Source organism: Sphingobium sp. PAMC28499 (assembly GCF_004795815.1).
GTDB lineage: Bacteria > Pseudomonadota > Alphaproteobacteria > Sphingomonadales > Sphingomonadaceae > Sphingobium > Sphingobium yanoikuyae.
Map to the genome: position 1 here is coordinate 1,396,734 of NZ_CP039248.1, position 15,176 is coordinate 1,411,909.

Annotated in this window: 13 protein-coding genes; 5 read left to right on the plus strand and 8 right to left on the minus strand. The window is 65.8% G+C overall.

The window, feature by feature from the left end:
• Positions 1–96: 96 nt before the first annotated feature.
• Both prfB and E5554_RS06760 read left to right on the plus strand, forming a co-directional pair.
• A complete protein-coding gene (gene prfB, locus E5554_RS06755; protein WP_004210053.1) occupies positions 97–1,224 on the plus strand; it encodes a peptide chain release factor 2 in 1,128 nt (375 codons plus the stop codon).
• Complete coding sequence (locus tag E5554_RS06760; protein WP_010336906.1) at positions 1,224–1,943, plus strand: methyltransferase domain-containing protein; 720 nt, start codon at positions 1,224–1,226, stop codon at positions 1,941–1,943. Before prfB ends, E5554_RS06760 begins: the two co-directional genes overlap by 1 nt.
• A gap of 234 nt (positions 1,944–2,177) precedes the next feature.
• Here the strand turns inward: E5554_RS06760 and E5554_RS06765 are convergent, their stop codons facing one another.
• Positions 2,178–3,260 carry an IS110 family transposase gene (locus E5554_RS06765; RefSeq protein ID WP_247594309.1) on the minus strand — a complete coding sequence of 361 codons (1,083 nt, stop codon included), beginning with the start codon at positions 3,258–3,260 and terminating at the stop codon, positions 2,178–2,180.
• Positions 3,261–3,547: 287 nt separating this feature from the next.
• Between E5554_RS06765 and E5554_RS06770 the strand changes: the two genes are divergently transcribed.
• Entirely contained in the window at positions 3,548–3,853 is a 306-nt protein-coding gene (locus tag E5554_RS06770; RefSeq protein WP_136186330.1) for a DUF5076 domain-containing protein, read from the plus strand.
• Positions 3,854–3,923: 70 nt separating this feature from the next.
• On the opposite strand, the gene E5554_RS06775 is transcribed toward E5554_RS06770, so the two are convergent.
• From E5554_RS06775 to E5554_RS06800, 6 genes are all read right to left on the minus strand, one after another.
• Positions 3,924–4,442: a sterol desaturase family protein gene (locus E5554_RS06775; RefSeq protein WP_136186331.1), complete on the minus strand. Its 519-nt coding sequence runs from the start codon at positions 4,440–4,442 to the stop codon at positions 3,924–3,926.
• A 115-nt stretch (positions 4,443–4,557) separates the two neighbouring features.
• Positions 4,558–5,298 carry a TorF family putative porin gene (locus tag E5554_RS06780; protein WP_010336908.1) on the minus strand — a complete coding sequence of 247 codons (741 nt, stop codon included), beginning with the start codon at positions 5,296–5,298 and terminating at the stop codon, positions 4,558–4,560.
• A gap of 271 nt (positions 5,299–5,569) precedes the next feature.
• Positions 5,570–6,865 (minus strand): mechanosensitive ion channel domain-containing protein, encoded by a 1,296-nt coding sequence (locus tag E5554_RS06785; RefSeq protein ID WP_136186332.1) that lies wholly within the window; start codon positions 6,863–6,865, stop codon positions 5,570–5,572.
• Entirely contained in the window at positions 6,862–8,070 is a 1,209-nt protein-coding gene (metC, locus tag E5554_RS06790; protein ID WP_136186333.1) for a cystathionine beta-lyase, read from the minus strand. The genes E5554_RS06785 and metC overlap by 4 nt, the downstream gene beginning before the upstream one ends.
• Positions 8,067–8,915 (minus strand): 3-mercaptopyruvate sulfurtransferase, encoded by an 849-nt coding sequence (sseA, locus tag E5554_RS06795; protein WP_136186334.1) that lies wholly within the window; start codon positions 8,913–8,915, stop codon positions 8,067–8,069. Before sseA ends, metC begins: the two co-directional genes overlap by 4 nt.
• Before the next feature lie 66 nt (positions 8,916–8,981).
• Positions 8,982–10,292, minus strand: a complete 1,311-nt coding sequence (locus E5554_RS06800; RefSeq protein ID WP_136188283.1) for a hypothetical protein — start codon at positions 10,290–10,292, stop codon at positions 8,982–8,984.
• A 109-nt stretch (positions 10,293–10,401) separates the two neighbouring features.
• Here E5554_RS06800 and queF point away from each other — a divergent pair, with 109 nt between their 5' ends.
• Both queF and E5554_RS06815 read left to right on the plus strand, forming a co-directional pair.
• On the plus strand, positions 10,402–10,854 hold the full coding sequence (gene queF / locus E5554_RS06805; RefSeq protein ID WP_004210067.1) for a preQ(1) synthase: 453 nt from the start codon (positions 10,402–10,404) through the stop codon (positions 10,852–10,854).
• 478 nt (positions 10,855–11,332) lie between these two features.
• Positions 11,333–13,981 (plus strand): M1 family metallopeptidase, encoded by a 2,649-nt coding sequence (locus E5554_RS06815; RefSeq protein ID WP_136186335.1) that lies wholly within the window; start codon positions 11,333–11,335, stop codon positions 13,979–13,981.
• Between the two features lie 118 nt (positions 13,982–14,099).
• Here the strand turns inward: E5554_RS06815 and E5554_RS06820 are convergent, their stop codons facing one another.
• Complete coding sequence (locus E5554_RS06820; protein ID WP_136188284.1) at positions 14,100–15,170, minus strand: phytase; 1,071 nt, start codon at positions 15,168–15,170, stop codon at positions 14,100–14,102.
• Positions 15,171–15,176 lie beyond the last annotated feature (6 nt).

Sequence of the window (15,176 nt, forward strand, 5' to 3'; positions counted from 1 at the left end):
ATTGATCTTCCCAAAAAGCCCGGCCTGGGATAGGGGCAGGCGTTTGATGCGTTCGGGTAGCTGACGCTGGACGCCACGAGATTCTGGAGACCTCCCATGCGCGCCGAAGCGCAGCAATATATCGACCGTATCGACGCCGCGCTGGACCTGCTGCGCCGCTTCCTCGACTGGGACCGTGCGCTGCGCCGGCTGGACGAGCTGAACGCCCGCGTCGAGGATCCGACCCTGTGGGACAATGCCAAGCTGGCGCAGGAGGTGATGCGCGAGCGCACCCGTCTTGACAGCGCGATCGGCGCCACCCGCGCGATCGAGGCTGAAAAGACCGACAATGCCGAACTGATCGAAATGGCCGAGGCCGAAGGCGATGAGGACATGGTCTCCGAAGCCATCGCCGCGCTGAAGGCGCTGGCCGAGCGCGCCGACGAGGACAAGATCAAGGCGCTGCTGGCGGGCGAAGCCGATGCCAGCGACACCTATCTGGAAATCCACGCCGGCGCCGGCGGCACCGAAAGCCAGGACTGGGCCGAAATCCTGTCGCGCATGTATCGCCGCTGGGCCGAACGGCGCGGCTATAAGGTCGAACTGGTCGACTATCAGGCGGGCGAAACCGCTGGCATCAAGTCGGCCACCTTCCTCATCAAGGGCGAGAATGCCTATGGCTATGCCAAGACCGAAAGCGGCGTTCACCGCCTGGTCCGCATCAGCCCCTATGACAGCGCCGCGCGCCGCCATACCAGTTTTTCGTCGGTCTGGGTCTATCCGGTGATCGACGACAATATCGATATCGAGGTCAAGGAGAGCGACCTCAAGATCGACACCTATCGCGCATCGGGTGCGGGTGGTCAGCACGTTAATACCACCGACTCCGCGGTCCGCATCACCCACGTCCCCTCGGGCATCATCGTGGCGTCGCAGAATGACCGGTCGCAGCACAAGAACCGCGCCACCGCGATGAACATGCTGAAGGCCCGCCTGTATGAGGCGGAACTGCGCAAGCGCGAGGAAGCCGCGTCGACCGACTATGCCGCCAAGACCGAGATCGGCTGGGGTCACCAGATCCGCTCCTATGTGCTCCAGCCTTATCAGCTGGTGAAGGATCTGCGCACCGGCGTCACCTCGACCGCCCCCGACGATGTGCTCGATGGCGCGCTCGATCCGTTCATGGCCGCTGCCCTGTCGCAGAAGGTCACGGGCGAGAAGGTCGATGTGGAGGATGTCGACTGATGATCCGCATGGTGCTGGCGGGGCCGTTGCTCCTGCTGGCAGCCTGCGGGCCGCTGGCAGGCGGCAATCAGTCGGAACGCGCGGCCGGCGCCGCGTCCTTCCCCCGCGCCGACCGGCCGGTGGCGCCGATCGTGTCGACCCGCTGGTCGAGCGAGGAAGCGCGCGACCGGGTCAATGAGGCGGAGGATATCATGGACCGGGCCGGTATCCGGCCCGGCATGACCATTGCCGATATCGGCGCGGGCGAGGGCTATTATACCGTGCGCCTGGCCAAGCGCGTCGGCGCCAGGGGCCGGGTGCTGGCCGAGGATATATTGCCCGAGGTGATCGATGCGCTCAGCCGTCGCATCACCCGCGAAAACTGGACCAATGTCAGCGTGAAGCTGGGCGCGCCGGAAGATCCCAAGTTGCCCGAAAACAGCTTCGACCGGATCTTCATGGTCCATATGTATCATGAGATCGCCGAACCCTATGCGTTCCTGTGGCATCTCAGCCCGGCGCTCAAGGCTGATGGCGAACTGATCGTGGTCGATGCCGACCGGCCGACCGACCAGCATGGCACGCCCCGGCGCCTGCTCACCTGCGAACTGGCGGCGATGGGCTTCCGGCTGGAGGAGATGATCGCCAAGCCCACCGCCGGTGGCTATATGGCCCGCTTCCGCCGCAGCACCGCCCGCCCCGATCCGTCCAGCATCGTCCCCTGCGCGCTGCGCGGATAGGGGTCTGCCCAGTCCGGTTTGCGACGCGACAGTTTCATGTCCGCCGAAGTTCACACCGTTATCGGAGTGATTCACCCTATTTGCGCCAGATATGCGCCTGCCGCGCGCCAGTCAGGCGTCGGCCAGCCATTGGCGGGATGTCGCGCATGGATTGGCGGGCACTCTCGTCCATGGATAAGGGTGGAGCAAAGAATGACCGAATAGGAAAGGGCGGCTGACGACTGTCTCCCGTCATCAACTCAGTTTGAGTGCGGCATTTGCGAATGTGATGAGCTTTCGCATGACGGCGGTGATGGCGACGATAGGCTTTTTGCCGTTTTGGATGAGGCGTTGGTAGAAGGGCTTGATGAGGGGGTGAGATCGGACGGCGGCGAGTGCGGCCATGAAGATGGCGTTTCGGACGGCGGGTCGGCCGCCCCTGACGCGGCGATAGGCGTCCTTTGATCCGCTTTGGCGGGGATGGGGCGCAAGGCCGGCGAGGGAGGCGGCCTGTTTACGCGAGAGGGTGCCCAACTCGGGCATGAGGGCAAGCAGGCTGTAGGCGGTGGTGGCGCCGATGCCGGGGATGGCGAGCAGGGTGCGAGCCCTTGCGGCGATCTGGCTGTGCCGAACGAGGGTGGCGATGGCGCCGTCGATGGCCTTGAGCTGGGTCCTGAAGCTGTGGACGATGGGATCGATGAGCGGCTGGATGTCCGCGGCGCCGGGGGCCTTTGTGCGATTGTTCCAGGCGGTGATGGCCGCGACGATATCGCGTCGCGCCATGACGAGGGCGTGCAGCTTCTGCTGCTCGGCCGGCCAGGGCTTCCATCGGGCCAGGCGATCATGGCGTTCCTGCCCGTAGCGGGCGAGCATACGCGCGTCGATGGCATCGGTCTTGGCAAGCGTGCCGAGCGAACGGATGAAGGCCTTCACCTTGCGTGCATCGGCGCGGTGGCAGGCATGGCCGGCGCTATACAGGGCGTCCAACAGGGCCGCTTCATAGCCGCCGGTCGCCTCGCACAGGACGAGGCAGCCCGGATCGAGGGTTTGCACGAAACGCGCCAACGCTTCAGGCTGGTTGGGCAGGATGTAGCTGGCGCCGCCATTGCTGTGAAAGACGGCGATCTCCTTTTTGCCGACATCGCAGCCGATAAAGCAGGTGGGGGTGATCATGGGCAGGCTCCTGACAGGCTTGCGATTGTCTGCGGGCATGCGCGAGGGCAGCCCCTTCAACTCATCAAGCATTGCAAGACAGCGGCCGGACGACCATGATGACGACGGGCGACGAGCCCTATTGCGAGACGGTCGATCCGGCCGCGCGCCGGGCCGGGTGGCCACCCGGCCCGGCGCATCCTCAGCGGATCACACAGCCATAGCCTATCTCAAACAGACAATTGCGAGCGTAGCGAAGCAATCCACCGGCGCGAGATGGATTGCTTCGCTACGCTCGCAATGACGATCTTCGGCTTTGACAACTGACGACTAAAGTCGGTCGCAAATTCCTCCTTGCAGGGGAAGATGGTCTGAAAGCGACCGTTTTTCGCCGATCAAAGCAGCGCTATCACTTCCTGATTGCGGACGGGCAACCAGCATGTGATTAGCAGTCGTCGTGAATTGGAGTGACCATGGACGAACGAGCGATCCCCCCTGCGGCATTGCGTGACGCTAATGCGTGGGAGCCTCTCCGCGTTTGGATTGCTGAGCAAAAGCTACATTGCTCGTTGAAGGTCGGCGTCTACGAAGAGAATGGCCCAATAGCCGAAGACACAGCGTGGGGTATTATATTAGCTGACGTTGCCAAGCATCTCGCAGATGCCCTTGCCAAAGAGGGACTTCGGAATCGGGATACTGCGCTTCGCGAGATTTTCAGGAGCTTTGCTTTTGAGCTAGAGGAACCAACAGCGGCCACGACTGGTAACTTCATCGACTGAAGGCCAAGTCTGCTTTTCCATCATTAAAGCCGAAACCCGACAGTCCCCTTACCACCCATATCGCGCGGATCTAGTCCCGCGTGCCGGGCTGCCAATCCCTGGCCGCGCGCACGCCGGCCCGGCCGCGCCGCGCCAGTTCGCGTTTCAGGTCCGTGGGATGGGGCGCGATCAGGAAGCCGAAGCTGACGGTCCCTTCCTTGGTCTCGACCGCATGGTGCAGCCGATGCGCCTGGACGATCCGCTTCATGTAGCGCGAGCGGGCGACATAGCGGTGGCGCACCCGCTGGTGGACGATGATGTCGTGGAAGCCGAGATAGATAGCGCCATAGGCGGCGACGCCGGCGCCCACGGCCGTTGCCCAATTGCCCCAGCCCCATTGCACCCCGCCCAGCAGCAGCAGGATGGAGGGCATGGCGAAGATCACGAAATAGAGGTCATTGGCCTCGAAGAAGCCGGTGCGGGGGCGGTGGTGGCTGGCATGGAGGAACCAGCCCGGCCCATGCATCACCCAGCGATGCATCACATAGGCAAAACCCTCCATCAGCGCGATCGTGACGACGAAGAGCAGCAGGAGGGCGATCGGAGGCATCGGCGCCTTATAGGCAGCGGCGCGGGCCAAGGCGACCCGTAAACACCGCATATGGCAAAGGGCCGCGATCTCCTCTGGAGAGCGCGGCCCTGTTCATCCCCGAAGGGAAGGCGGATCAGAAGGAGGCGGTGAGCGAACCGACCACGCCGGCCTTGCTGATATTGTGGCCTGCCGACGAATAAAGCGACTTGTCGGTGTCGACATAGGATACGCCGAAGGTCAGGTGGCCCCAGGTGTAGGTCGCGCCGATGTTCCAGTCGGTATATTCCTTGCCGATGGTCAGGTAGCTGGGGCCGAAGCTGTGGCCCAGATGCGCCGACACGCCCAGCGGGGTATTGGGGATCGAGGCCGAGACGTCGCCGGCGAGGTAGAGATTGTCTTCCTTGCCATTGCCGACGGTCAGCGCCTTCGCCTTGGGGGCGTAGTTGGCGGTCAACTTGGCGGTGGCGGGGCCGAACGTGCCCTTGATCGAGGCATAGGGCTCGACGAAGTCGGTGTTCGCGCCGGCATTGCCCGGATAGTAATAATAGAGGACGCCGACGTCGATCGTCGCGCCGCCGACCGTGGTCGAATAGCCGCCGATCAGGTCGAGTTCCTGGTCTGAGCCGTTGGCGACATATTCGTCGATCGAACTGCCCCAGGTCGAGACATAGAAGCCCGATTCATGGGTAACGGTGATGCCGCCCTGCAGCGCGAACTTCTTGTTGGTCTGCGAAATGCCGCGGAAGCGATAATCGCTGACGACGGCGGCATTGCCGGTGACGGTCACCGCGGGAGCGGGCTCATCCTGGGCCATGGCGGGTGCCGACAGCGCAACAAGAGCGAAGGCCGAGAGGCCGAGAATGGACTTACGCATGATAATCCCCTTGATGGTTCTGCGATCGTCCCGCCTGCGTCCAGGCGCCTGCCTCTATGCTTCCCCCAAGGGAAGTGGGCCAGCTTGCCTCAACGCTTCTGGCCATGCCTGCGCGCGCTGCGGCGCACAAGATATTATTGCTGCTTCATGTCTTTTACGTCTTTTATTGTTGCTACGACGCAACAAGGCGCGCGGCTGCGTTCGCCGGATGCCTGGCGTATCTACATGATAAAGCGTGATTTATCGGATATTCGAACGCTGTCGCGGTCGCTCAGGACGGGGAATGGTCCGAAATGTCGGGCTCATTCATTGCTGGATCATGTCTATCCTGCGGCTGCCGCAATTCGATGATCTGGCGCGGATAGGGGACGATGATGCCCTGTGCCTTGAACTTGTCCAGCACCCGCATCAGCACGTCGGATGTCACCCCGCCCACGCCATTTTCCGGATCGTTGATCCAGACGCGGATCTCATGCTCCAGCCGATATTGGCCGAGCGCGGTCAGCCATACCTTGGGCTCGGGATGCTTGAGCGCGCGCGGGCTTTCCTCGGCCGCTTCCAGCATCAGTTGCTGGGCCAGCGCGATGTCGCTGTCATTGCTGATCCCCACCGGGATGCGGACGCGGATATTGCGGTCGGAATAGGACCAGTTCTCCACTTCCTGCGTCATCAGATTTTCGTTGGGGATGAGATGCTTCTTGCCGTCGCGGGTGATGATCGACACGGCGCGCACGCCGATCTTGCTGACCCAGCCGAAACTGTCGCCGACCGCGATCACGTCACCCGGCTTGATCGACCGGTCCATCAGCAGGATGATGCCGGCGATCAGATTGCCGACCGTCTTCTGCAGGCCGAAGCCGACCGCCAGGCCCAGCGCCCCGGAAAAGACGGTGAAGGCGGTGAGGTCGATGCCCAATATGTCGATGCCGATGAAGAAGGCGGCGATGATGACGGCGATGCCGGCCAGCTTCTGGCCCAGCAACTTCTGGGTCGGGTCGAGATCGGGCGCCTTCTGGATGCTGCGCCGGATCAGCCGGTTGGCAAGGCGGATGCCGGCAAGCAGCGCTACCAATGTCGCCGCAACCGACAATAGGTCGAGCAGGCTGATCCGCCGCTTGCCCAGCGTCAGCGCGACATCGTCGAGCATCGAGCCTACCGGCGCGATGCCGCCGCTGCTGCCCGATATCACCATGACGAACAGCAGCAGGGCGAGCGGGGTGATCGCCCAGCGCGGGAAGCTGAGCGCCTGCAACAGATGCAGCGCGAACAGGGCGACGGCAAAGGCGAGCGCCGCGCCCAGGATCAGATGGGCGATGCTGTCCGCCGGCCACAGCGCCAGCGCCGTCGCGAACAGCGGCGCGCTGATCGCATGGCGCAGCATCGGGCGGACATGGGTGGATGCCAGTTCGCTGAGGGCAGGCAGGCGCTCGCGGATGCGCGGGGCCAGCAGCCGCGCCAGGCCATAGGCCATGGCATGGAGCAGCAGTGCGATGCCGACCGCGATCAGCGGCTGGGTGATGTCCGCATTGCCCGGCAACCGCGCCAGCCATGCGCCCAGCTGCTTCATCCCCGCACCGCCCGGAAACGGGCCAGCCCGGCGTCGAGATCGGCGATCAGGTCGGCGGGATCCTCCAGCCCGATCTGCAGGCGGACGACCGGCCCTTCCGCTTGCCAGGCGGTGGCGGTGCGATAGCGGGCGGGATCGACCGGCAGGGCCAGACTCTCGAACCCGCCCCAGCTATAGCCGATGCCGAAATGGGCGAGCCCGTCGATCAGCGCGGCGCGGGCCGCCTCGTCCCCGCCCTGCAGCACGAAGCTGAACAGGCCGGTCGAGCCGCTGAAATCGCGCGCCCACAATTCATGGCCGGGGCAGTCGGGTAGCGCCGGGTGCAGCACGCGGGCGACATCGGGCTGCTCGGTCAGCCACTGCGCGATCGTGAGCGCGCTCGCCTGATGCTGGGCCAGGCGGACGCCGAGCGTGCGCAGCCCCCGGCTGGCGAGCCAGGCATCGTCGGGGCTGGTCATCTGGCCGAACAGATAGGCAGACTGGCGGACCTTGGGGAACAGCGCAGGCGTGGCGGTGACCGACCCCATCATCACGTCGCTATGGCCGACAATATATTTGGTGCAGGCGAGGATCGAAATATCGACGCCATGGGCCAGCGCCGGGAAGAAGAGCGGCGTCGCCCAGGTATTGTCGAGCAGGGTGGTGATGCCGCGATCGCGTGCGATGGCAGTGATCGCCGGCACGTCCTGCACCTCGAAGGTCAGGCTGCCGGGGCATTCCAGGAAGATGGCGCGGGTGCGATCGGTCAACAGGTCGGCGATGCCGGCGCCGATGGTCGGATCATAATAGAGCGTCTCGACGCCGAAGGGTTTGAGCACCTGCTCGCAGAAATTGCGGGTCGGGTCATAGGCGCTGTCGACCATCAGCAACTGGTCGCCCGGCCGCAGCACCGCCATCAGCGCGCAGGCGATCGCCGCCACGCCCGAGGGGAAGAGCATCGTGCCCTCCGCGCCCGGCTCCATCTCGGTCAGCGCGTCGGCCAGGCTCCAACTGGTCGGCGTGCCCTTGCGCCCGTAGAACAGCCGCTCATGGGTGCTGCTGCCGGCCGCCTTCCGCAGATGGGCGACATCATCATAAAGGATGGTCGAGGCGCGCCAGACGCCCGGACTGACGATCGCGCCGGGTTGCCCCGGCATGCCGGTCCAGTCGGCGCGACGGCCGGCCTGCGCCAGCTTCGTCAGCGGCCTTCTGCTGTCCTCGCTCATGCGGCCGGCCCGGTCGCCTTGGGCGTGGCGGGATCGAAGCCCCATTCCGACCAGCTGCCGTCATAGAGGCTGACGTCGCGCTTCCCGAGTGTTTCGAGCGCCGCGAGGATGATCGCCGCGGTCACGCCGCTGCCGCAGGTGGTGATGATCGGCCGGTCGAGATCGGTGCCGGCGTCGAGCAGCAGGCGGCGCAGTTCCTCGCCCTGCTTCAGGCTGTTGTCGGCGGCGAAGAAGGCGGAGGAGGGGATGTTGCGGCTGCCGGGGATATGGCCCGACGCCATGCCGGGTCGCGGTTCGGCCTCGGCGCCGGTGAAGCGCCCCGCGCCGCGCGCGTCGAGCAGTTGCGCGGTGCCGCTGTCGAGATTGGCGAGGATGTCCGCCTTGCTACGCACCTGTGTCCGGTCGAGCCGGGCGACGGCGTTGCCCGGCGCCATGGCGGGCGTGCCGCTGTCGACCTGGCGGCCTTCGGCGACCCATTTGGGCAGGCCGCCATCCAGGATCGCAGCCGATGCGCCCAGGCCATAGACGCGCATCATCCACCAGCCGCGCGCGGCGCTGTGGGTCGGGCTGTTGTCATAGATGACGATGCGGCTGTCGGCGTTGACGCCCAGCGCCTGCATGCGCTGCGTCATCAGCGCGTCGGGTGGCAACTGGCCCGGCACCGGATCGGCGGGGTCGCTGAGGCTCGGCAGGTCCATGAAGGCGGCGCCGGGAATATGGGCCGCGTCGAACTCGGCGCGCGGGTCGCGCGGCGTGCCGGGCAGGAACAGGCTGGCGTCGAGAATGACGAGATCGGGCTTGCCGATTTCGCCGGCCAGCCAGTCGGTGGAAACGAGAATGTCCATGCGGCCCCTTTTGCCTTGTCCGGCAGGCACTTTAGGAGCGCCTGGCCGGACAGGAAAGGGAAATGCTCAGGCCGGCGGCACTTCGGCGGCGGCGCGGGCGGCCGGCCGGCGATATTGGCGCGGCCCCTGGTCGAGGCGGAAGGGCGACAGGCGCTCGGCGGGCGGATCCTGTTCCTGGCCGACGATGAAGGCGCGACCGGTGCGGCCGGTGCCTTCGGGCGCTTCCTCATCCTCGCCCCAGCGATAATGGGCGTCGAAGGCGGCGATCGGCACCAGCAGTGCCCGCTCGCCCATCGTCACCGGCACGATCTCGTCCTGGGCCAGGCGCAGCTCGTTGGTCATGCGCACGGTTTCGCCCGGCGCGATCGAGACGATCGAATGCAGCGGCATGCCGGTTTCGCCACCGAAGAAATGGCGCAGCAACGCATCCTGCTGCGCGCCCGCATTGCCCAATATGCCGCGCACCATGATGTCGCGGGCCGGGCGATCGCCGCGATTGTGGAGCAGCAGCGTGTAGCCGATGGTCACGCCGATCAGCGAGGAGCGGGCGAGGCTGATGTCGAGGCCGAGGTCGATCCAGGGACGATCGCCGGCGTCGCTGGCCGGCGTAGCTGCCACGGGTTCGGGGGCAGGTGCTGGCGTGGGCGCCGGAATGGGCGCGGGAGCAGGAGCCGGAGCAGGCGGGGGCGGCGCAACGGGGGCTGGGGCTGGCCGGGGGGCTGCCGGGGGTGGCGCGCTCGCCGGCGCGGCGTTGACGTCCGCCGCCGCACGACGGCGCCGCATCAGCAGGAAGCCGGCGATTACCGCCAGAGCGGCGATGGCGGCGGCGATCCAGGGCCAGCTCAAACCCTGCGCTTCGGCGTCCGGCGCGGGTTCGGCAGTGGTGACGCTGTTGTCGGCCGTGACCGGCTCGGGCGCGGGCAGGGCGGCCGTTGGCGGCGTTTCCACCGCATTGGCGGCATTGTCCGGTTCCGCCACAGCGGGCGCCGGGCTGGGCTGCGCCGGTGTGGTGTCGCGCGCGGCCGGGCGTTCGGTGGGGGCGGGCGTGGGCGTCGTGCGCGGTGTTTCGGTGCGCGTCGGCGCTGGCGTCGGTGCCGGGCGCTGCGAAGCAGGGGCAGGGGTGGTCGCGGGCGTGCGCTGGGTCGGTGCTGGCGTCACCGTGGGGGCGACGATCGGCGGCAACGACGGAGTGGGTGTCGGGGTCGGCGTTGCCGTGCCCCGGAACACGTCGAGTTCCGGGCCTTGACGGCGCGGGTCATCGGCCGGCGGCGGCGGCGCGGCGCGCTGCAGATTGACGACCGGATCGCTGCCGGTGGCTTGCTGTGCCAGCGCGGGCGTGACTGCCAGCAGCGGCAGGGCGGAAAGGAACAGACGCATAGACCCCATGGCCCTGCCAAGGCAGAAATTTTGCTGAACGCCAGATGAACGGATGGCCTTGCGCGCCGGACCGATGACAAATTGCGTGCAATCGACTACATGCGCCCTCATGACCGATACCCCGCTCCATCTCGGCCGCGCCAGCACCCTGCCGCAGCGGCCCGAGGACGCCGTCCTCGACTATGTCCCCAATCCCCGTCCGGGCAAGCCCTATCTGGTGCGCTTCACGGCGCCCGAATTCACCTCGCTCTGCCCGGTGACTGGCCAGCCCGATTTCGCCCATCTGGTGATCGACTATGCGCCCGGCGCGACGATCGTCGAATCCAAGGCGCTCAAGCTGTTCCTGGGCAGCTTCCGCAACCATGCCGGCTTCCACGAGGATTGCACCGTCGGCATCGGCGAACGGCTGTTCACCGAAATGCAGCCGATCTGGCTGCGCATCGGCGGCTATTGGTATCCACGCGGGGGCATCCCGATCGACGTCTTCTGGCAGTCGGGCGAACCGCCCGCCGGCCTGTGGCTGCCGCCGCAGGACGTGCCGGGCTATCGCGGCCGCGGCTGAATATCTGATCCATAGGCTGCGCCGATCATGCAGGATGCCGTAAGCCTCATGGCTTTCTATCGTAATCGTCGGGCGGAACTGGACCCGTCCGACGGTTCGCGCTGGCATTTGCTGATCAAGGAAATTCGCCTGCGCGAAGCATGAGGCATAGAAGAAGCCTATGCCATCGCATTGACTGATCCCATTTGGCGGCGTTGGTTCGAGCGCCAGATCAATAGCGATCCTGCCTGCCGGAAGGCGGCGTTGCGGCACATGCGCGATAGCGGCGATCGCTCGCTCATCGCCCAGCGGGACGGAAGGCTTCTCGTCCGATAGCCACTCTGCCCTTGTTGGACGAACGCGCAACAGGCTTCGACCAACGACATTCTCTTGCGGATAGTTCACTTGACCCCCCGCGGGAAAGGGCCGATCCGGTTTGCATGTTGCGCGTGACTATGTCTCATTGCGCCATCCAAGCCGTATCGGAGTGCCTTCCCCCATGCCCTTGTCGAAAATCCTGCCGTTCCTGATGGCGGCCGCGCCGCTGGCGATCGCCGCGCCCGCGCTGGCCCAGACCGCGCCTGCCGGCCCCGCCGCCGGCGTCACCACCCAGCTGCCCCGTGGCGCCGCGCCCAGCCATTATGCGATCGAGGTGACGCCCGATGCGGCGAACCTCAAATTCACCGGCAAGGTGACGATCGACGTTACTGTCGCCGCCGCCATGCCGGCGCTGGTGCTCAACGCGGCCGACCTGACCGTTTCCAGCGTCACCCTGACCCCGGCCAAGGGCAAGGCGATCACCGGCACGGCCAAGGTGGATGCCGATGCCCAGACCGTCAGCCTCGACTTCGGCAAGCCGGTGCAGCCGGGCAGCTACAAGCTGACCATGGTCTATGCCGGCATCATCAACCAACAGGCGAACGGCCTGTTCGCGCTCGACTATACCGACAATGCGGGCGCCGCGAAGCGCGCGCTCTTCACCCAGTTCGAGGCGCCCGACGCCCGCCGTTTCGTGCCGAGCTTCGACGAGCCGAGCTACAAGGCGACCTTCGACCTTTCCGCCGTGGTCCCCGTGGACCAACTGGCGGTCGGCAACATGCCGGTCAAGGCGACCAAGGACATCGGTGGCGGGAAAAAGCTGGTGACCTTCGGCACCAGCCCCAAAATGTCGTCCTACCTGCTCTTCTTTGGCCTGGGCGAACTGGACCGCGCGACCAAGATGGCGGGCAATACCGAAGTCGGCGTCATCACCGGCCGGGGCAATACCGGCAAGGCGCAGCTGGCGCTCGACGCGTCGGCGGCGATCCTGCCCTATTATAACGACTATTTCGGCGTGCCCTTCCCGCTGCCCAAGCTCGACAATGTCGCGGGTCCGGGCCAGAGCCAGTTCTTCAGCGCGATGGAGAATTGGGGCGCGATCTTCACCTTCGAACGCACCCTGCTGGTCGATCCGCGCTTCACCTCCGAAGAGACCAAGCGCGCCATCTATGAAGTGGCTGCGCATGAAATGGCGCACCAGTGGTTCGGCGATCTCGTCACCATGGCCTGGTGGGACGATCTGTGGCTGAACGAGGGTTTCGCCAGCTGGATGGCGACCAAGGTCACCGACAAGCTGAACCCGGAATGGGAAGCCTTGCTGTCGCGCGTCGATGGCCGCGAGCGGGCGATGAGCCTCGATGCGCTCAAGACCACCCACCCGGTCGTGCAGAAGATCACCACTGTCGATCAGGTGAACCAGGCGTTTGACGCCATCACCTATCAGAAGGGCGAGGCCGTCATCACCATGCTCGAAGGCTATGCCGGCGAGGATGCGTGGAAGGCGGGCATCCAGTCCTACATGAAGAGCCACGCTTACGGGAACACCGTCACCGACGATCTGTGGAAGGCGGTCGAGGGTGCGGGCGCCAAGGGGCTGGTCAGCATCGCGCATGATTTCACCAGCCAGCCGGGTATCCCGCTGGTCAAGGTGGAGAGCGCCCAGTGCCAGGGCGGCAACACCGTCCTGACGCTGAGCCAGGGCGAATATAGCCGCGACGCCAAGGACAAGGCGCCGCTCAAGTGGAATGTGCCGGTCAAGGCGCAGGTGCAGGGCGGCGAGGCGCAGCGCCTGATCCTGCAGGGCAATGGCCAGATCACGCTGCCGGGCTGCGGCGCCTATGTCATCAATGCGGGGCAGACCGGCTATTATCGCTCGCTCTATCCCGCCGCCAATATCCAGGCACTGGCCAAGGGCTTCAGCCAGCTCTCCAGCATGGACCAGACCGGCCTGATGGCGGACAATTTCCAGCTGGCGCTGGGCGGATACCAGCCGATCGGTCTGGCGCTCGACCTGGTCGACGCCGTGCCGGTCAATGGCAGCCCGGCGGTGCTGGCCGAAGTGCCCGGCTATTTGAAGAGCAGCTATGACATGCTGGAGGGCGACGCCGCCGCCCAGGCGAAGGTCGCGGCCTATGCCTCGGCCAAGCTGACCCCGGCGCTGACGGCCATCGGCTATGATGCCAAGGCCGGCGAAGGGCCGCAGGTGCCGGTGCTGCGCACCAGCCTGGTCGCGACGCTGGGCAGCATGGGCGACAAGGGCGTGGTGGCCGAGGCCAACCGCCGCTTCGCTGCGCTGGCGACCAACCCGGCCGCGCTCGACGGACCGCTGCGCAATGTCTGGCTGGGCATCATCGCCCAGAATGCCGATCAGGCGACCTGGGACAAGCTGCGCGTGATGGCCAAGGGTGCGCAGAGCGACCTCGAAAAGAGCACGCTCTACGCGCTGCTCGGCAAGGCGAAGGACGAGAAGCTGGGGCAGCAGGCTCTGGATCTCGCCCTAACCGATGAGCCGGGCAAGACCACCAGCGCGGCGATCATCGGCCAGGTGGGCGTCGCCCATCCGATGTTGGCGGTTGACTATGTGCTGGCGCACAAGGCGCAATATGAAGCGCTGATCGATGTGTCGGCGCGCAGCCAGGCGCTGGCCCGTCTGGGTGGTGGATCGGCCGACCCGGCGATGGTGACCAAGCTGGACGCCTATGCGACCCAGTATCTGACGCCGGAATCGCGCAAGGTGGTCGACCGCTCGATCGCCGCGATCAAGACCCGGATCGAGACGCGCAGCCGCCTGAAGGCGCCGACCGCGGCCTGGTTCGCGGCAAAGAAATAAGACTTGCCTCCCCTCCCTTCCAGGGAGGGGTCGGGGGGTGGGTGGCGAGCGAAGCGAGCCTCCTTCGGAGGCTACCCACCCCTAACCCCTCCCTTGAAAGGGAGGGGGACAAGGCTGCTTATCGGGGCAGGTCCAATACCCTGGCGATGTCGTCCCAGGCGACCAGCTTGAAATTCTGCGCCGCCGCCGCGTTATGGCCATCCTGCGCAATGAACAGGCCACCGGGATAGGCCGGGCCGAAATCGCCCAGCATCAGCTCGATGCCGTCGGTTTCCTCCGACCCGCCAATGGCGCCATCGACGACGCGGAAGCGACCGACATAGGCGTCGTCGGACAGGCGATAGGCGACATAGGCATTGTCGCCCTGGCTGGAGACGAGGACATAGCCGTCCTTCGCGCCGATTTGGGCGATGGCGACGCCTTCGGCATCCATCACCAGATTCTTGCCGTCGGCCGCCGCGATTTTCGTGGGCGTGGTGGCGCCAGATGCGCGCGCGTCGAAGCGCCACAGGCCGACATCTTCCTCCGCGACATAGAGGATGCCGGTGCGGTCATCCACGGCGCAGCCCTCCGACTGGGTGCCAAGCTTCATGCTGCGGACGATCCTGCCGGTGGGCGTCGCGCCCGACGCATCGAGCGTGACCTGGTGGATCGTCCCATCCTTCAGCACGATGAAGGCGTAGGTCGCCTCCGGCGCCTTGTACATGCAGATGCCATAAGCCTCTCCCTTGCCGGCATCGACCTTGCCGAGGGCTGTCAACTTCGCTGTCGCGCTGTCGAGCCGGAACAGCGCCAGCTTGGAGTTCGCCACATCGTTGCGGTCCGAGGCCACGACCAGGATTCCGGTCTGGCCATTGATCGCCACGCCATCGCGCAGATCGACATTGTTGACCCGGCCGGCGTCCAGGAAATCGCGCGTCTTGCCGTCCAGGCCATAGACATAGAGGCCGGCCTTCTTGTCGGTGCCGACGATCAGGCTGGCGGCCGGGTTGGCGGCATTGCGCCAGATCGCCGGATCATCCGCCGCGTCGGCATTGGGCGTGCCGACCGGCGTGGTTTCGCCGCGTGCCGTGACATTCACGGCCGGCGTGGCGTTGGCGATGCGCACTTCGACCGGCACTTCCGTTTCGGTGGTGGTGCAGGCGGCCAGCGTGAGAAGGCTGGTGAGCGACAGGGCTAAGGGCTTCATCATGAT